Source organism: Kitasatospora sp. NPDC052896, assembly GCF_044547075.1.
Lineage (GTDB): Bacteria > Actinomycetota > Actinomycetes > Streptomycetales > Streptomycetaceae > Kitasatospora.
The window spans coordinates 250601-264831 of sequence record NZ_JBITZU010000001.1 but is presented as its reverse complement, the minus strand read 5'-3'; the positions used below and the strand labels follow the sequence as shown (position 1 = coordinate 264831).

Annotated in this window: 10 protein-coding genes and 2 tRNA genes; 11 read left to right on the top strand and 1 reads right to left on the bottom strand. The window is 71.4% G+C overall.

The window, feature by feature from the left end:
* The first annotated feature begins 49 nt into the window (after positions 1 to 49).
* From ACIGXM_RS01205 to ACIGXM_RS01170, 8 genes are all read left to right on the top strand, one after another.
* Positions 50 to 2041, top strand: a complete 1992-nt coding sequence (locus ACIGXM_RS01205; RefSeq protein ID WP_396557312.1) for an APC family permease — start codon at positions 50 to 52, stop codon at positions 2039 to 2041.
* A 339-nt stretch (positions 2042 to 2380) separates the two neighbouring features.
* Positions 2381 to 2470, top strand: a complete 90-nt coding sequence (gene kdpF / locus ACIGXM_RS01200) for a K(+)-transporting ATPase subunit F (RefSeq protein ID WP_396555532.1) — start codon at positions 2381 to 2383, stop codon at positions 2468 to 2470.
* 1 nt (position 2471) lies between these two features.
* Positions 2472 to 4133 (top strand): potassium-transporting ATPase subunit KdpA, encoded by a 1662-nt coding sequence (gene kdpA / locus ACIGXM_RS01195; RefSeq protein ID WP_396555530.1) that lies wholly within the window; start codon positions 2472 to 2474, stop codon positions 4131 to 4133.
* Positions 4133 to 6241, top strand: coding sequence for a potassium-transporting ATPase subunit KdpB (gene kdpB, locus ACIGXM_RS01190; RefSeq protein WP_396555528.1), 2109 nt, complete (start codon positions 4133 to 4135; stop codon positions 6239 to 6241). The genes kdpA and kdpB overlap by 1 nt, the downstream gene beginning before the upstream one ends.
* A gap of 19 nt (positions 6242 to 6260) precedes the next feature.
* Positions 6261 to 6899 (top strand): K(+)-transporting ATPase subunit C, encoded by a 639-nt coding sequence (gene kdpC / locus ACIGXM_RS01185; RefSeq protein WP_396555526.1) that lies wholly within the window; start codon positions 6261 to 6263, stop codon positions 6897 to 6899.
* Positions 6900 to 7008: 109 nt separating this feature from the next.
* The gene (locus ACIGXM_RS01180; RefSeq protein ID WP_396555524.1) at positions 7009 to 9573 is read left to right on the top strand and encodes an ATP-binding protein; all 2565 of its coding nucleotides are present in this window, start codon (positions 7009 to 7011) and stop codon (positions 9571 to 9573) included.
* A 43-nt stretch (positions 9574 to 9616) separates the two neighbouring features.
* Positions 9617 to 10300 carry a response regulator gene (locus ACIGXM_RS01175; protein ID WP_396555522.1) on the top strand — a complete coding sequence of 228 codons (684 nt, stop codon included), beginning with the start codon at positions 9617 to 9619 and terminating at the stop codon, positions 10298 to 10300.
* A gap of 239 nt (positions 10301 to 10539) precedes the next feature.
* Entirely contained in the window at positions 10540 to 12087 is a 1548-nt protein-coding gene (locus ACIGXM_RS01170; RefSeq protein WP_396555520.1) for a hypothetical protein, read from the top strand.
* A gap of 6 nt (positions 12088 to 12093) precedes the next feature.
* On the opposite strand, the gene ACIGXM_RS01165 is transcribed toward ACIGXM_RS01170, so the two are convergent.
* Complete coding sequence (locus tag ACIGXM_RS01165; RefSeq protein WP_396555518.1) at positions 12094 to 13449, bottom strand: hydrolase; 1356 nt, start codon at positions 13447 to 13449, stop codon at positions 12094 to 12096.
* Positions 13450 to 13717: 268 nt separating this feature from the next.
* Between ACIGXM_RS01165 and ACIGXM_RS01160 the strand changes: the two genes are divergently transcribed.
* The 3 genes from ACIGXM_RS01160 to rpmG all read left to right on the top strand — a co-directional run bounded on the left by ACIGXM_RS01160 (position 13718) and on the right by rpmG (position 14155).
* Positions 13718 to 13790, top strand: a tRNA-Thr gene (locus ACIGXM_RS01160).
* A gap of 44 nt (positions 13791 to 13834) precedes the next feature.
* Positions 13835 to 13907: transfer RNA gene (locus ACIGXM_RS01155), tRNA-Met, on the top strand.
* 83 nt (positions 13908 to 13990) lie between these two features.
* Positions 13991 to 14155: a 50S ribosomal protein L33 gene (gene rpmG / locus ACIGXM_RS01150; protein ID WP_006604855.1), complete on the top strand. Its 165-nt coding sequence runs from the start codon at positions 13991 to 13993 to the stop codon at positions 14153 to 14155.
* Positions 14156 to 14231 lie beyond the last annotated feature (76 nt).

Here is a 14231-nt window from a genome sequence, read left to right as displayed (position 1 = left end):
TGTGTTCAACGTCCCCGCCGCGCTCAAGCGCCTCGTCATCGGCCGGGCCATGCGCAGCGAGGAGCTGGGCGAGACCCTGCTCCCCAAGCGCCTGGCCCTGCCGATCTTCGCGTCCGACCCGCTCTCCTCGGTGGCCTACGCCACCGAGGAGATCCTCCTGGTGCTCACCATCGGTGGCACCGTGTTCCTCCACCTGACCCCGTGGATCGCGCTCGGTGTCGTCGTGCTGATGGCGGTGGTGGTGATGTCCTACCGCCAGGTCGTGTACGCCTATCCGGACGGCGGCGGCTCCTACGAGGTGGTGAGCAGCAACCTCGGCCCGCGGGCCGGCCTGGTGGTGGCCGCCGCGCTGCTGGTCGACTACGTGATGACGGTGGCGGTCTCGGTGGCCTCCGGGGTGGACAACATCATCTCGGCGTTCCCCAGCATCGGCGGCGCCCGGGTGGGGATGGCGATCGGGTTCGTGGTGCTGCTGGCCGCGATGAACCTGCGCGGGGTCCGGGAGTCCGGCAAGACCTTCGCCGCCCCGACCTACCTCTTCATCTTCGGCATCCTGCTGATGGTGATCACCGGTCTGGTCCAGGCGGCGCTCGGGCACCCGCCGGTGGCCGCCAGCGCCAAGTACCCGATCACCCCGGAGGGCAGCGCCAACACCCTGGCCGGGGCCGCCCTCGTCCTGCTGGCCCTGCGCGCCTTCGCCTCCGGCTGCACCGCGCTCACCGGGGTCGAGGCGATCTCCAACGGGGTGCCGGCCTTCCGCAAGCCCAAGTCGCGCAACGCCGCCACCACGATGACGGTGATGGGCCTGACCGCCGTGGTGATGTTCGCCGGGATCACCGCGCTGTCACTGGTCGCCAAGGTCCACAAGACCAACGACACCTGCCAGCTGGTGGGCTTCCCGGGCGACTGCCACACCGCCTCGCAGCCGACCGTGATCGCCCAGCTGGCCTCGTCGATCTTCGGCGGTGACCACAGCCCGCTCTTCTTCTACATCCAGGCGGCCACCGCGCTGGTCCTGATCCTGGCGGCGAACACCGCGTTCAACGGGTTCCCGCTGCTCGCCTCGATCCTCGCCCAGCACCGCTACCTGCCCCGGCAGCTGCACACCCGCGGCGACCGGCTGGCCTTCTCCAACGGGATCATCGCGCTGGCCGTGGTCAACGCCGGCCTGCTCTGGCTGTACGGAGCCAACGTCACCAGCCTGATCCACCTCTACATCCTGGGCGTCTTCACCTCCTTCACGCTCTCCCAGATCGGCATGGTCCGGCACTGGAACGAGACGCTGGCGACCGAGACCGACCCGGCCGTGCGGGGCGCCGCCCAGCGCTCCCGGGTGATCAACGGCTTCGGCGCGGTCGTCACCGCGCTGGTGCTGGTGATCGTGCTGATCACCAAGTTCACCCAGGGCGCCTGGCTCGCCGTGCTGGCCGCGGTGGTGCTCTGGGTGATGATGCGCGGCATCCGGCGGCACTACGACGCGGTCGCCGACGAGCTGGCGGTGGTGGACCCGAAGGCCGAGTCGGTCCACCCGTCCAAGGTGCACGGCATCGTGCTGGTCTCCACGCTGCACAAGCCGACCCTGCGGGCGCTGGGCTACGCCGAGGCGTTCCGGCCGGACACCCTGGAGGCGGTCACCGTCGCGGTGGAGAAGGAGTCGATGGACGAGCTCAAGCAGAAGTGGTCGGACTACGACGTCCGGGTGCCGCTCAAGGTGCTGGACTCGCCGTACCGGGAGATCACCAAGCCGGTGGTCGGCTACGTCCGTTCGGTCAAACGCGACAGCCCGCGCGACGTGGTCGCCGTCTTCATCCCCGAGTACGTGGTCGGCCGCTGGTGGGAGCACCTGCTGCACAACCAGTCGGCGCTCTGGCTGAAGAGCCGGCTGCTCTTCACCCCCGGCGTGATGGTGATCAGCGTGCCCTGGCAGCTCTCCTCGGCCCCCCGCGCCGACCATCCGGCCCGCCGCGCCCCCGGGGCGGTCCGCCGCGGCGAGCCCGCCGGCCCCGAACGCGAGCCGATCCGCACCGGCAAGCAGGGCTGAGCCAGTACCCGCCCGCACCGGCCCCGGACGACGCGATCGTCCGGGGCCGAGTGCGTTATCGCCGTGTTATCCCCCCGTGACCGCGCCGAACGGGACCGTATGAGGGCCGTCAACAATCGAACGGGGCCCGTATGGAGGGCGTCAAGAACCTTCTGCGGCCCGGATCCGGACGGTTTGCTACTGGGGCCGGCCTGCCGCCGGTGTCGTGAAGCCCCGCGTGGAGGTACACGGCCAGGTCCCAACCACCTTGGTGGAGCCCATGCTCGACTTCGTCTTCGTCGGCCTCACGGTTGTCGTGTTCGCCGTCCTCGCTCTGATCGCCCGGGGGGTGGAGAAGCTGTGAGCGTCGAGAACATCGCAGGTCTCGTCATCGCCGTCGCGCTCATCGGCTACCTCGTCGTGGCGCTGATCTACCCGGAGAAGTTCTGACATGAGCTCCACTCTCGCGGGTTGGTTGCAGGCCCTTGCCCTGGTGGGCGCGCTGGCCCTGTGTTACCGCCCTCTTGGCGACTACATCGCCAAGCTCCTCACCACCGCCAAGCACCTGAAGGTGGAGCGCGGTCTGTACAAGGTGATCGGGGTCGACGGCGACGCCGACCAGCGCTGGCCGAGCTACCTGCGCTCGGTGCTGGCCTTCTCGGCGGTCTCGGTCGTCTTCCTCTACGCGTTCCTGCGGCTGCAGGACAAGCTGATGCTGAGCCTCGGTTTCAAGGGGATGGCTCCGCACAGCGCGTGGAACACCGCGATCTCGTTCGTGACCAACACCAACTGGCAGGACTACGGCGGCGAGTCGACGCTGGGCCACCTGGTGCAGATGGCCGGCCTGGCGGTGCAGAACTTCGTCTCGGCCGCCGTCGGCATCGCCGTGGTGGCGACGCTGATCCGGGGCTTCACCCGCTCCAAGACGGACCGGGTGGGCAACTTCTGGGTGGACCTGACCCGGATCGTGCTGCGCCTGCTGCTGCCGCTGTCGATCGTCTTCGCGCTGGTCCTGGTGGCCAACGGTGCGATCGAGAACCTGCACGGGTTCCACCAGGTGACCACGCTGGCCGGCGACACCCAGTCGATCCCGGGCGGTCCGGTGGCCTCGCAGGAGGCCATCAAGGAGCTGGGCACCAACGGTGGTGGCTTCTTCAACGCCAACTCGGCGCACCCCTTCGAGAACCCGACCGGTTTCACCAACTGGCTGGAGATCTTCCTGCTGCTGGTGATCTCGTTCTCGCTGCCGCGCACCTTCGGCAAGATGGTCGGCGACCACCGCCAGGGCTACGCGATCGTCTCCGTGATGGGGCTCTTCTGGGTCGCCTCGTCCGCGGCGCTGACCTTCTTCGAGACGCACCCCGCCGGTGTGGCGCTGAAGGCGGCCGGTGGGGCGATGGAGGGCAAGGAGGTCCGCTTCGGCCTCTGGGCCTCCAGCCTCTTCGCCTCCTCGACGACGCTGACCTCGACCGGTGCGGTGGACGCCGCGCACGACTCGCTCACCCCCGGCGGTGGCGGCGTGACGATCTTCGACATGATGCTCGGCGAGATCGCCCCCGGCGGCACCGGCTCGGGCCTGTACGGGATGCTGATCCTGGCGATCGTGGCGGTCTTCGTGGCCGGCCTGATGGTCGGGCGCACCCCGGAGTACCTGGGCAAGAAGCTCGGCGGCCGGGAGATGAAGTTCGCCTCCCTCTACATCCTGACCACGCCGGCGATCGTGCTGATCGGCGCGGGTGTCGCGATCGCGCTGCCCGGTGAGCGGGCACAGATGCTCAACTCCGGTGCGCACGGCTTCTCCGAGATCCTGTACGCGTTCACCTCGGCGGCGAACAACAACGGTTCGGCGTTCGGTGGTCTGACGGTGAACACGCCGTGGTACGACACCGCGCTCGGCCTGGCGATGGTCCTGGGTCGGTTCCTGCCGATGGTCTTCGTGCTGGCGCTGGCCGGCTCGCTCGCCCAGCAGCAGCCGGTTCCCGCCACCCCGGGCACCCTGCCCACCCACAAGCCGCTGTTCGTGGGCCTGCTGTCGGGCGTCGTCCTGATCGTCGTCGGCCTCACCTACTTCCCTGCCCTGGCCCTCGGGCCGCTCGCGGAGGGTCTGCACTGATGTCCACCCCCACTCTCACCGTTCCCCCGCAGCAGGAGGAAGTGGTCCCGCACCGGGCCGCCAGCAACCTGCTCGATCCCAAGGTCCTCCTCGCGGCGGTCCCCGACGCGGTCAAGAAGCTCGACCCGCGGGTCATGGTCAAGAACCCGGTCATGTTCGTGGTCGAGGTCGGTTCGGTGGTCACCACCGTCTCCGCGATCGCGCACCCCTCGGTGTTCGCCTGGGCGATCACCGTCTGGCTCTGGCTGACCACGGTCTTCGCCAACCTGGCCGAGGCCGTCGCCGAGGGCCGCGGCAAGGCGCAGGCCGACACGCTGCGCCGCACCAAGACCGACACGATGGCCCGGCGGCTGGTCAACTGGCCCGCCTCGCAGGCCGAGGAGTCGGTGGCCGGTACCGAGCTGCGGCTCGGCGACCACGTGGTGGTCGAGGCCGGCGAGATCATCCCCGGCGACGGTGACGTCGTCGAGGGCGTCGCCTCCGTGGACGAGTCGGCGATCACCGGTGAGTCCGCTCCCGTCATCCGCGAGTCGGGTGGTGACCGCAGCGCGGTGACCGGTGGCACCAAGGTGCTCTCCGACCGGATCGTGGTGAAGATCGCCTCCGAGCCCGGCAAGTCGTTCATCGACCGGATGATCGCGCTGGTCGAGGGCGCGGCCCGGCAGAAGACGCCGAACGAGATCGCGCTCAACATCCTGCTGGCCTCGCTGACCATCGTCTTCCTGGTCGCGGTGGTCACCCTGCAGCCGATGGCCTCCTTCGCGGGGGCGCCGCAGACACTGATCGTGCTGGTCGCGCTGATCGTGGCGCTGATCCCGACCACCATCGGCGCGCTGCTCTCCGCGATCGGCATCGCCGGCATGGACCGACTGGTGCAGCGCAACGTGCTCGCCATGTCGGGCCGCGCGGTCGAGGCGGCCGGTGACGTCAACACCCTGCTGCTGGACAAGACCGGCACCATCACGCTGGGCAACCGGCAGGCCGCCGAGTTCCTGCCGGCCGGGGGCGTGAACACCGACGACCTGGCGAACGCCGCCCAGCTCTCCTCCCTCGCGGACGAGACGCCGGAAGGCCGCTCGATCGTGGTGCTGGCGAAGACCGAGTACGGTCTGCGGGCCCGCGTCCAGGGCGAGTTGACGCACGCGACCTGGGTCCCGTTCACCGCGCAGACCCGGATGTCGGGTGTCGACCTGGACGAGGCCGACGGTCTGCACCAGGTCCGCAAGGGCGCGGCCGGCTCGGTCGCCAACTGGGTCACCGAGAACGGCGGCACGGTCGGCGGTGACATCAACGAGCTGGTGGACCGGATCTCCGGCGCCGGCGGCACCCCCCTGGTGGTCGCCGAGCGCAGAGGCAGCGCCGCCCCCCGGGCCCTGGGCGTCATCTACCTGAAGGACGTCGTCAAGGAGGGCATGAAGGAGCGCTTCGACGAGCTGCGCCGGATGGGCATCAAGACCATCATGATCACGGGTGACAACCCGCTGACCGCCAAGGCGATCGCGGACGAGGCCGGGGTGGACGACTTCCTGGCCGAGGCCACGCCCGAGGACAAGATGGCCTTGATCAAGAAGGAGCAGGAAGGTGGCAAGCTGGTCGCCATGACCGGTGACGGCACCAACGACGCTCCCGCGCTGGCCCAGGCGGACGTGGGCGTGGCGATGAACACCGGCACCATGGCGGCCAAGGAGGCCGGCAACATGGTGGACCTGGACTCCAACCCCACCAAGCTGATCGAGATCGTCGAGATCGGCAAGCAGCTGCTCATCACGCGTGGCGCGCTCACCACCTTCTCGATCGCCAACGACGTCGCGAAGTACTTCGCGATCATCCCGGCCATGTTCGCCAGCGTGTACCCGGGCCTGGGGCACCTGAACATCATGGCGCTGCACAGCCCGAAGTCCGCGATCACCTCGGCGATCATCTTCAACGCCCTGGTCATCATCGGCCTGATCCCGCTCGCCCTGCGTGGGGTGAAGTACCGGCCATCGGACGCGAGTTCGTTGCTGCGGCGGAACATCGGGATCTACGGTTTCGGTGGTCTGATCGTGCCGTTCATCGGGATCAAGGCGATCGACCTGGTCGTCCAGTTCATTCCCGGCCTGCGCTGAGAGACGGAGGAAAGCCATCATGCCCAAGCCCCTGCCCACCTCCGTTCGCACCCACTTCACCGCGCTGCGGATGCTGCTGGTGATGACCGTGATCTGCGGTGTCGCCTACCCGCTGCTGGTCACCGGGATCAGCCAGGTCGCCTTCAGCCAGAAGGCGAACGGTTCGATCGTCAAGAACGCGAGCGGCCAGGAGATCGGGTCCAGCCTGCTGGGCCAGAACTTCAACCTGCCGAAGAAGAACCCGAACGACCCCAACGAGCAGGCCCAGCCGGACCCGAAGTGGTTCCAGCCGCGCCCCTCGGCGGCCGGTACCGGCTACGACCCGACGGCGTCGGGCCCCACCAACCTGGGTCCGAACAGCGACAAGCTGCTGAAGTCGGTCCAGGACGCCCGTCAGGCCGTCGCCCAGTTCGACGGCGTCGACCCGGCCACCGTGCCGGCCGACGCGATCACCTCCTCGGGTTCCGGCCTGGACCCGGACATCTCGGTCGCCTACGCCAAGGAGCAGATCAACCGGGTCGCCAAGGCCCGTGACCTGCCCACCGACGTGGTCGCCAAGCTGGTCGACAAGTACACCGAGAGCCGCTCGGTCGGCTTCCTCGGTGACCCCGGGGTGAACGTCCTCCTGCTCAACAAGGCACTCAGCGAGACGAAATGACGCTTCGTCAGATCGAGTGAAGCGGCCGGCCCGGGCCCGGGGATGATCTCCCCGAGCGTCCGGGCCGGCCCGCCCACGTTTCCGCCCATCCTGCGTGAAAGAGACCTCCATGGCTCGCGATCTCGGCCCCGGCGCCTCGGCACGGCGCGGCCGGCTACGGGTGTACCTCGGTTCGGCCCCCGGTGTCGGCAAGACCTACCGGATGCTGGACGAGGCCCGTCGCAGACAGGAACGCGGGGCGGACGTGGTGGTGGGCTGGATCGAGTGCCACGGGCGCAAGCACACCGCGGCCATGCTGGACGGCCTGGAGATCGTCCCGGCACTGCACCGGATCTACCGGGAGACCGAGTTCCGCGAGATGGACCTGGACGCGGTGCTCGCCCGCCGGCCGTCCGTGGCGCTGGTCGACGAGCTGCCGCACACCAACATCCCCGGCGGCCGCAACGCCAAGCGCTGGCAGGACATCGAGGAACTGCTCGCCGCCGGCGTCGACGTGATCACCACCGTGAACATCCAGCACCTGGAGAGCCTGAACGACGTCGTCCAGAAGATCACCGGGATCCCGCAGCGGGAGACGGTGCCGGACGAGGTGGTGCGCCGGGCCGACCAGATCGAACTCGTCGACATGGCTCCGCAGGCGCTCCGGCGCCGGATGGCCCATGGCAACGTCTACAAGGCCGAGAAGGTGGACGCCGCGCTCACCAACTACTTCCGGGTCGGCAACCTGACCGCGCTGCGCGAGCTCGCCCTGCTCTGGGTGGCCGGGCGGGTCGACGAAGGGCTGCGCGAGTACCGGTCCACCCACCGCATCGACCGGGTCTGGGAGACCAGCGAACGGGTCGTGGTCGCGCTCACCGGCGGGCCGGAGGGGGAGACCCTGATCCGCCGCGCCGCCCGGATCGCCGACCGCACGATCGGCGGCCAGGGCGACAACCGGCTGCTGGCGGTGCACGTCACCCGCAGCGACGGGCTGGCCGGTGCCTCACCGGCGGCGCTGGCCACCCAGCGCCAGCTGGTGGAGACCCTGGGCGGCAGCTACCACGTGGTGGTCGGGGACGACATCCCGAGCGCGCTGCTCGCCTTCGCCCGCGCCAACGACGCCACCCAGCTGGTGCTCGGCACCAGCCGGCGCGGCCGGGTCAACCGCTTCCTGACCGGCCCGGGCATCGGCGAGACCACCGTCGACCAGTCCGAGGACATCGACGTCCACATGGTCACCCACGAGTTCACCGGGCGTGGCCGGCTGCCCTCGCTGGGGCGCCGGCACTCGCGGCGGCGGACCGTGGCCGGCTTCGGCTCCGGCCTGCTGCTGCCCTTCGCACTGACCGCGCTGCTCTCCCAGCTGCACCACACGGTCAACCTGACCACCGACGCGCTGCTCTTCCAACTCGGAGTGGTGGCGGTCGCGTTGCTCGGTGGCGCGGTCTCCGCGCTGGTGGCCGCGCTGGTCGCCTCGCTGCTGCTGAACTACTACTTCATCCCGCCGGTGCACACCTTCACCATCGGCGAGACCAACAACTGGATAGCGCTGCTGGTCTTCGCGGCGGTCGCGCTCACCGTCTCCACCGTGGTGGACCGGGCCGGCCGGCAGACCAGCCGGGCGGCCCGGGCCACCGCCGAGGCCGAGACGCTCAGCACGCTGGCCGGCAGCGTGCTGCGCGCCCGGGAGAGCAGCAGCGGCGGCAGCGGCTCGGCCATCCCGACCCTGCTGGAGCACTCCCGGACCACCTTCGGCCTGGACTCGGTGGCCCTGCTCTCCCGCGCCACCGGCGAGGTGATCGCCCGCAGCGACGGCTCGGGCGAGCAGGCCGCAGAGCGGGACACCACCGAGGTGCCGGTCGGTTCGGACGCGCTGCTGATCCTGGCCGGCCGTCGGCTGCCGGCCGACGAGCAGCGGGTGCTGACCGCCTTCGCCGCGCACGTCGCCGCAGCGCTGGAGCGCGACCGGCTGGCCGCGGTGGCCGCCGAGGTCGAGCCGATCAAGGCGGCGGACCGGATGCGCACCGCGCTGCTCGCCGCCGTCAGCCACGACCTGCGCACCCCGCTGGCCGCGGCGCTGGCCTCGGTCGGCTCGCTGCGCAGCCCGGACGTCGAGTTCTCGCCCGAGGACCAGGCCGAGCTGCTGGCCACCGCGGACGAGTCGCTGGTCAAGCTGAACCGGCTGGTGGACAACCTGCTCGACATGAGCCGGCTGCAGGCCGGCGCGCTCACCCTCAACCTGGCCGCGGTGCACCTGGAGGAGGTGCTGCCGCGGGCGCTCGACTCACTGCCCGACCCGCAGGTCCCGGTGCAGCCGCTCGACCTGGACCACGTGCCCGCGGTGCTGGCCGACCCGCCGCTGCTGGAGCGGGTGCTGGCCAACGTGATCACCAACGCGCTGCGGCACAACGCGCCGGGCGCGCCTGTGCTGGTCACCGCCAGCGCGCATCAGGACCAGGTGCAGATCCGGATCGCCGACCGCGGTCCCGGCATTCCGCCCGCCGACCGCGACCGGGTGTTCCTGCCCTTCCAGCGGCTCGGTGACACCGACAACACCAGCGGCGTGGGCCTGGGCCTCGCGCTCTCCCGCGGCCTGGCCGAGGCGATGGGCGGCACCCTGGAGGTCGAGGACACCCCCGGGGGTGGCACCACGATGCTGCTCACCCTGCCGGTAGCCGAGGAGGGGACCCTGTGAACCAGCCGACCGACCCGCGCCGCCGGCCGTTCGAGGTGCCGGCATGAGCCACATCCTGGTGGTGGACGACGAGCCGCAGCTGCTGCGCGCGCTGCGGATCAACCTGCGGGCCCGCAAGTACGACGTGGCCACCGCCGACACCGGAAGCGCCGCGCTGGACTCGGCCGAGCGGACCAGGCCGGACGCCGTGCTGCTCGACCTGGGCCTGCCGGACCTGGACGGCGTCGAGGTGATCCACCGGCTGCGCAGCCGGCTGCCGGTGCCGATCATCGTGCTCTCCGGCCGCAGCGGTGCCGACGACAAGATCCAGGCGCTGGACGCCGGCGCCGACGACTACGTCACCAAGCCCTTCCTGATGGACGAGCTGTTCGCCCGGCTGCGCGCGGTGCTGCGCCGCCCGGCCGCCCCCGCGCCCGGCACCCGGGCCGTGCTGGGCGACCACCTGATCGACCTGGCGGCCTGCACGGTGGTGCGCGCCGACGGCGCTGAGGGCCAGCTGCGGCTCACCCCGACCGAGTGGCGGATCCTGACCATGCTGCTCAGCAACCCGGGCCGGCTGCTGCCCGGTCGGCAGATCCTCCGCACGGTCTGGGGGCCGGACCACGAGGAGCGCGGCAACTACCTGCGGGTCTACTTCGCCGGCCTGCGCCGCAAGCTGGAACAGGATCCGGCCCGACCCCGGCACCTGATCACCGAACCCGGCATCGGCTACCGCTACGAGCCCTAGGACCCCACGGGCGCTAAGGGTGCGTCAAGACCGGCGCTCGCGGCGCCAAGGGGGCGTCAGGACGGAGCAGAATCGATCGCCTCGGGCCTAGCGTCAGTCGTGAGGAAACGGTTCCGCTCCGCTCCGTGGGGGAGCCCGGTCCCATACCGGGTCAGGAGCTGGACCGCGCCGGACACGGCGGACCCCGACCGGGGTCCGTCCCGACCGGCGGCCAGGTGATGGGGAGGGGACGCGCGGCCATGGCAGCGGGAGCAGGAGCGACGGTCGTACCGGGGGAGAGCCTGTCGGCGGAGACGGGCTCGGGTACGGCCGGGGCGGCTCCCGCGCCGCGCGATCCCCGCACCGGTCCCTCCGCCGCGGCACCGGGCCGGACCAGGAACCGGCTGCTCACCGACGCCTACTGGACCACCCCGCGCCGGGTCCGCGCGCTCACCGGCCTCAGCCTGGCCGGTCTGCTGGCCTTGGCGGCCGTCGCCGGCACCGTCCTGGGCGGCGCCCGGGACAGCATCGACACCATCGGCCACCGCGCCGCGCCGCAGGCCGAGCGGGCCTCCGACCTCTACTTCGCGCTCAGCGACCTGGACGCCCAGGCGGCCAACCTGCTGCTGGTCGGCGCCGCCCCGGCCGACTCCGCCGAGCGCCAGGCGGTCGAGAACACCTACCAGCAGCGCCGGGCCCAGGCCGACCAGGACCTCCAGCAGGCCGCCGAGGCCAGCGCCGACGACCCCTCCGGGCAGCAGGCGGTCGCCGCCGTGCTGGGCGCGCTGGGCCAGTACGAGGCCCTGGTGGCCCGCTCCGACCTGGAGGAGAGCACGGCCGAGGCGCAGCCCGGCAAGCCGCCGGCCGACGCGCTGGCCGACTACCAGCAGGCCACCGACCTGCTCCGGCAGCGGCTGCTGCCCGCGGCCGACCAGGTGGCCAACAGCAACGCGGCCGTCGTGGACGGGAGTTACCGCTCCCAGCGGGCCGCACTCGGCTCCGGCTGGTGGTGGCTGCTGATCGTCGGCCTGCTCGCGCTGACGGCGCTGCTGGCCCTGCAGCGCACGCTGGCGGTCCGGTTCCGCCGGGTGGTCAACCCGCCGCTCGCGCTGGCCACCGTGCTCACCGCGGCCGGCCTGGTCTACCTGCTGTCGCTGGCCTCCGGAGCCGACCAGCACCTGGTGGTGGCCAAGAGCAACGCCTACGACTCGGTGATCGCGCTCAGCCGGGCCAAGGCGGTGGCCTACGACAGCAACGCCGACGAGAGCCGCTACCTCACCGACCCCTCCCGGGCCGTCGCCTACCAGCAGAGCTTCTTCGACAAGACCCAGTCGATCGTCCAGATCGACGGCGCGACCCTGGACAGCTACGACGGCCGACTCGCCCCGCTGACCGCCGCCGTGCTGGCCGATCCGGCCAAGGTCGGGTTCGGCGGCTACCTCGGCGACGAGCTGCGCAACATCACCTTCCCCGGCGAACAGGCCGCCGCGGACAAGGTGTTGACCTCGTTCCAGACCTACCAGGCGGACGACCGGAAGATCCGCTCGCTCCAGGCCGAGGGGGAGCTGTCGGACGCCATCGCCTTCGACACCGGCACCGCGCCCGGCCAGTCCGACGGCGACTTCACGGTGCTGAGCAACGCCTTCGACAACGTGATCGGGATCAACCAGCACGCCTTCGACCAGGCAGTCTCGGCCGCCGACGGCGACCTGGGCACCGGCACCACGGTGCTCGGCGGGGTCCTGCTGCTGCTCGTGGTCGGCCTGAGCGTCCTCGGGGTCCGCCCCCGGCTGCGCGAGTACCGCTGAGCCGGTTCAGCGGTGCCCGCTCTGCCGGGGCAGGGCGAGCGCCACGGTGTCCGCGAACTCCCGTACCGCGCTGGTCCGGGAGACCACCCGGCCGCTGTGCACCACCAGCCGGCTGTGTCCGCCGGCCAGCGCCCCGGCCAGGCTGTCCCCGCGCACCGCGAGCAGCTCGGCCGGGAACCCGGCATCCACCCGGACCGGCGGCAGGCCCATCACCAGCCGGGCCTGGTTGCTCACCGCCTCGTAGGCCGCCACCGTGCCCAGCCCGCCGCCCGCCGCCAGTAGGTAGGCGGCCTCCAGCGGGTCCGCCCGGCCGACCGGGTTGGCCAGGTCGCGCAGCGCCCCGCTGCCGGCCGCCAGGGCGATCTGACGGTCGATCAACTCCCTCACCAGCAGGGGACTCAATCCCTCGGGCTGACCGTCCACCCCGCAGCAGGAGCCGCTCTGCGGCAGGCAGACCACCCGAACTCCGGCCGTCCGCAGAACGGTTGCCCCGCCGGGCGTCAGCCGGTCGCACGGCGCGAATGCCACCCGCGGTCGCAGCGGCGCCAACGCCGCCGTGATCCTGGCCAGTTGGGCCTGGTCGGCGGCCCGGGTGTGCAGATCGACCGGGCAGTCGAAGTCCAGCGCCGCGCCGGCCAGCGTCTGCACGTAGCCGACCGGGTCCGGGTCCAGCTCGGGGCAGCCGCCGATCGCGTCCGCGCCGAGCCGGAGCGCCTCGCGCAGCCGGGCCCGGCCGTCCGCGCCGGCGACCCCGGTCAGCAGCCGCGGGACGGCCACCACCTGCAGCTCCGCCAGCCCGCGCAGCGCCTGCCGGGCGGTGAGCACGGCCTCCAGTCGGCGCAGCCCGTGCACGTCGCCGATCCGGACGTGGGTGCGCTGCGCGGTGGCGCCGTAGCCGAGCGAGGTGAGCGCGGCCTCGGTGACCCGGCGGACCAGCTCCGTCGGGGTCTCCGGATCGCCCGGGGCGGCGGCCGGCGTCGCGGGCGGCGCGGCCGGCAGCGCGGTGGGCGGCGGCACGGTGGCGGAGAAGGCGCTGTCGTGGTGCGCGTGCGGCTCGGCCGGGGCGGGCAGCAGCAGGTAGCCGGTGAGGTCGATCCGGGCACCGGTCACCGTCGCGCTGCCGCAGGGCAGGGCGCTCTGCGGCAGCGGGCCGAGGCTGCCGGCGGTGCCGACCGCCTGGATCCGGGTGCCGCTGATCCGGACGTCCACCAGGCGCCCGTCGACCAGCCGGGCGCCGGCCAGCAGCAGCACCGGCCCGTGGCTGAGCGGCCCCTCCGGGCCGGTGTGCGGCGGCGAGGGCGGGCCACCGGGGCCGGTCGGGCCGGGTTCTGGTCCGTCGGCGGGTGCGCTGTTCGCGCTCATCGGCCGGCTCCTCCCAGTCCTGCTGTGCCCGTCGCCCTGCCGCCCCCGTCCCGCGGGCCGGAACGGTCGGGGCAGAGCGATCACTGGCGGCCGAGCCTATGGTCCGCGCGGGTACGGAGCCGGGAGGCTCGCGCGAGTCGCCGGTCGGCCGAACGCCCGGCCTCGCTCCGCCCGCCCGTGCGGCCCTCGGACCTGCGATCTTCCGGCCCGGATACGGATTTCATCTCTGGGCCGGAACCGTGTAATGTCTTCCTCGTTCGACCGGTTCGCCCCTATAGCTCAGTCGGTAGAGCGTCTCCATGGTAAGGAGAAGGTCTGCGGTTCGATTCCGCATGGGGGCTCTGGTGAGCGGGATTTCCACTTCGCTGGGATCTCGATCATCCAAAGCGGTGTAGCTCAGTTGGTAGAGCAAGCGGCTCATAATCGCTGTGTCACCGGTTCAAGTCCGGTCACCGCTACCCCGCGTAGTCGATCGGGAGGTCGTACTCCCGATCGGCTACTCTTGTCGTGTCATCACCCATTGTCCAAGGAAGGCACTCCCGTGGCTGCCACCGACGTCCGCCCGAAGATCACGCTGGCCTGCGTGGAGTGCAAGGAGCGGAACTACATCACCAAGAAGAACCGGCGCAACGACCCGGACCGTCTTGAGATGAAGAAGCACTGCCCCCGCTGCAACTCGCACACCGCCCACCGCGAGACCCGCTGACCCCGCAGGGAGTCATCGGGCCCGTGTGAGCACCAGGTCCTCGCCTTCAGGCCGCATCCCGTCGGGGTGCGGCCTG

What these genes read in the sequence shown, in the direction of transcription:
- ACIGXM_RS01205 (WP_396557312.1), top strand. Translation starts at nt 50, where the DNA reads ATGCGCAGCGAGGAGCTGGGCGAGACCCTGCTCCCCAAGCGCCTGGCC.
- kdpA (WP_396555530.1), top strand. Translation starts at nt 2,472, where the DNA reads ATGAGCTCCACTCTCGCGGGTTGGTTGCAGGCCCTTGCCCTGGTGGGC.
- kdpB (WP_396555528.1), top strand. Translation starts at nt 4,133, where the DNA reads ATGTCCACCCCCACTCTCACCGTTCCCCCGCAGCAGGAGGAAGTGGTC.
- kdpC (WP_396555526.1), top strand. Translation starts at nt 6,261, where the DNA reads ATGCCCAAGCCCCTGCCCACCTCCGTTCGCACCCACTTCACCGCGCTG.
- ACIGXM_RS01180 (WP_396555524.1), top strand. Translation starts at nt 7,009, where the DNA reads ATGGCTCGCGATCTCGGCCCCGGCGCCTCGGCACGGCGCGGCCGGCTA.
- ACIGXM_RS01175 (WP_396555522.1), top strand. Translation starts at nt 9,617, where the DNA reads ATGAGCCACATCCTGGTGGTGGACGACGAGCCGCAGCTGCTGCGCGCG.
- ACIGXM_RS01170 (WP_396555520.1), top strand. Translation starts at nt 10,540, where the DNA reads ATGGCAGCGGGAGCAGGAGCGACGGTCGTACCGGGGGAGAGCCTGTCG.
- ACIGXM_RS01165 (WP_396555518.1), bottom strand. Translation starts at nt 13,449, where the DNA reads ATGAGCGCGAACAGCGCACCCGCCGACGGACCAGAACCCGGCCCGACC.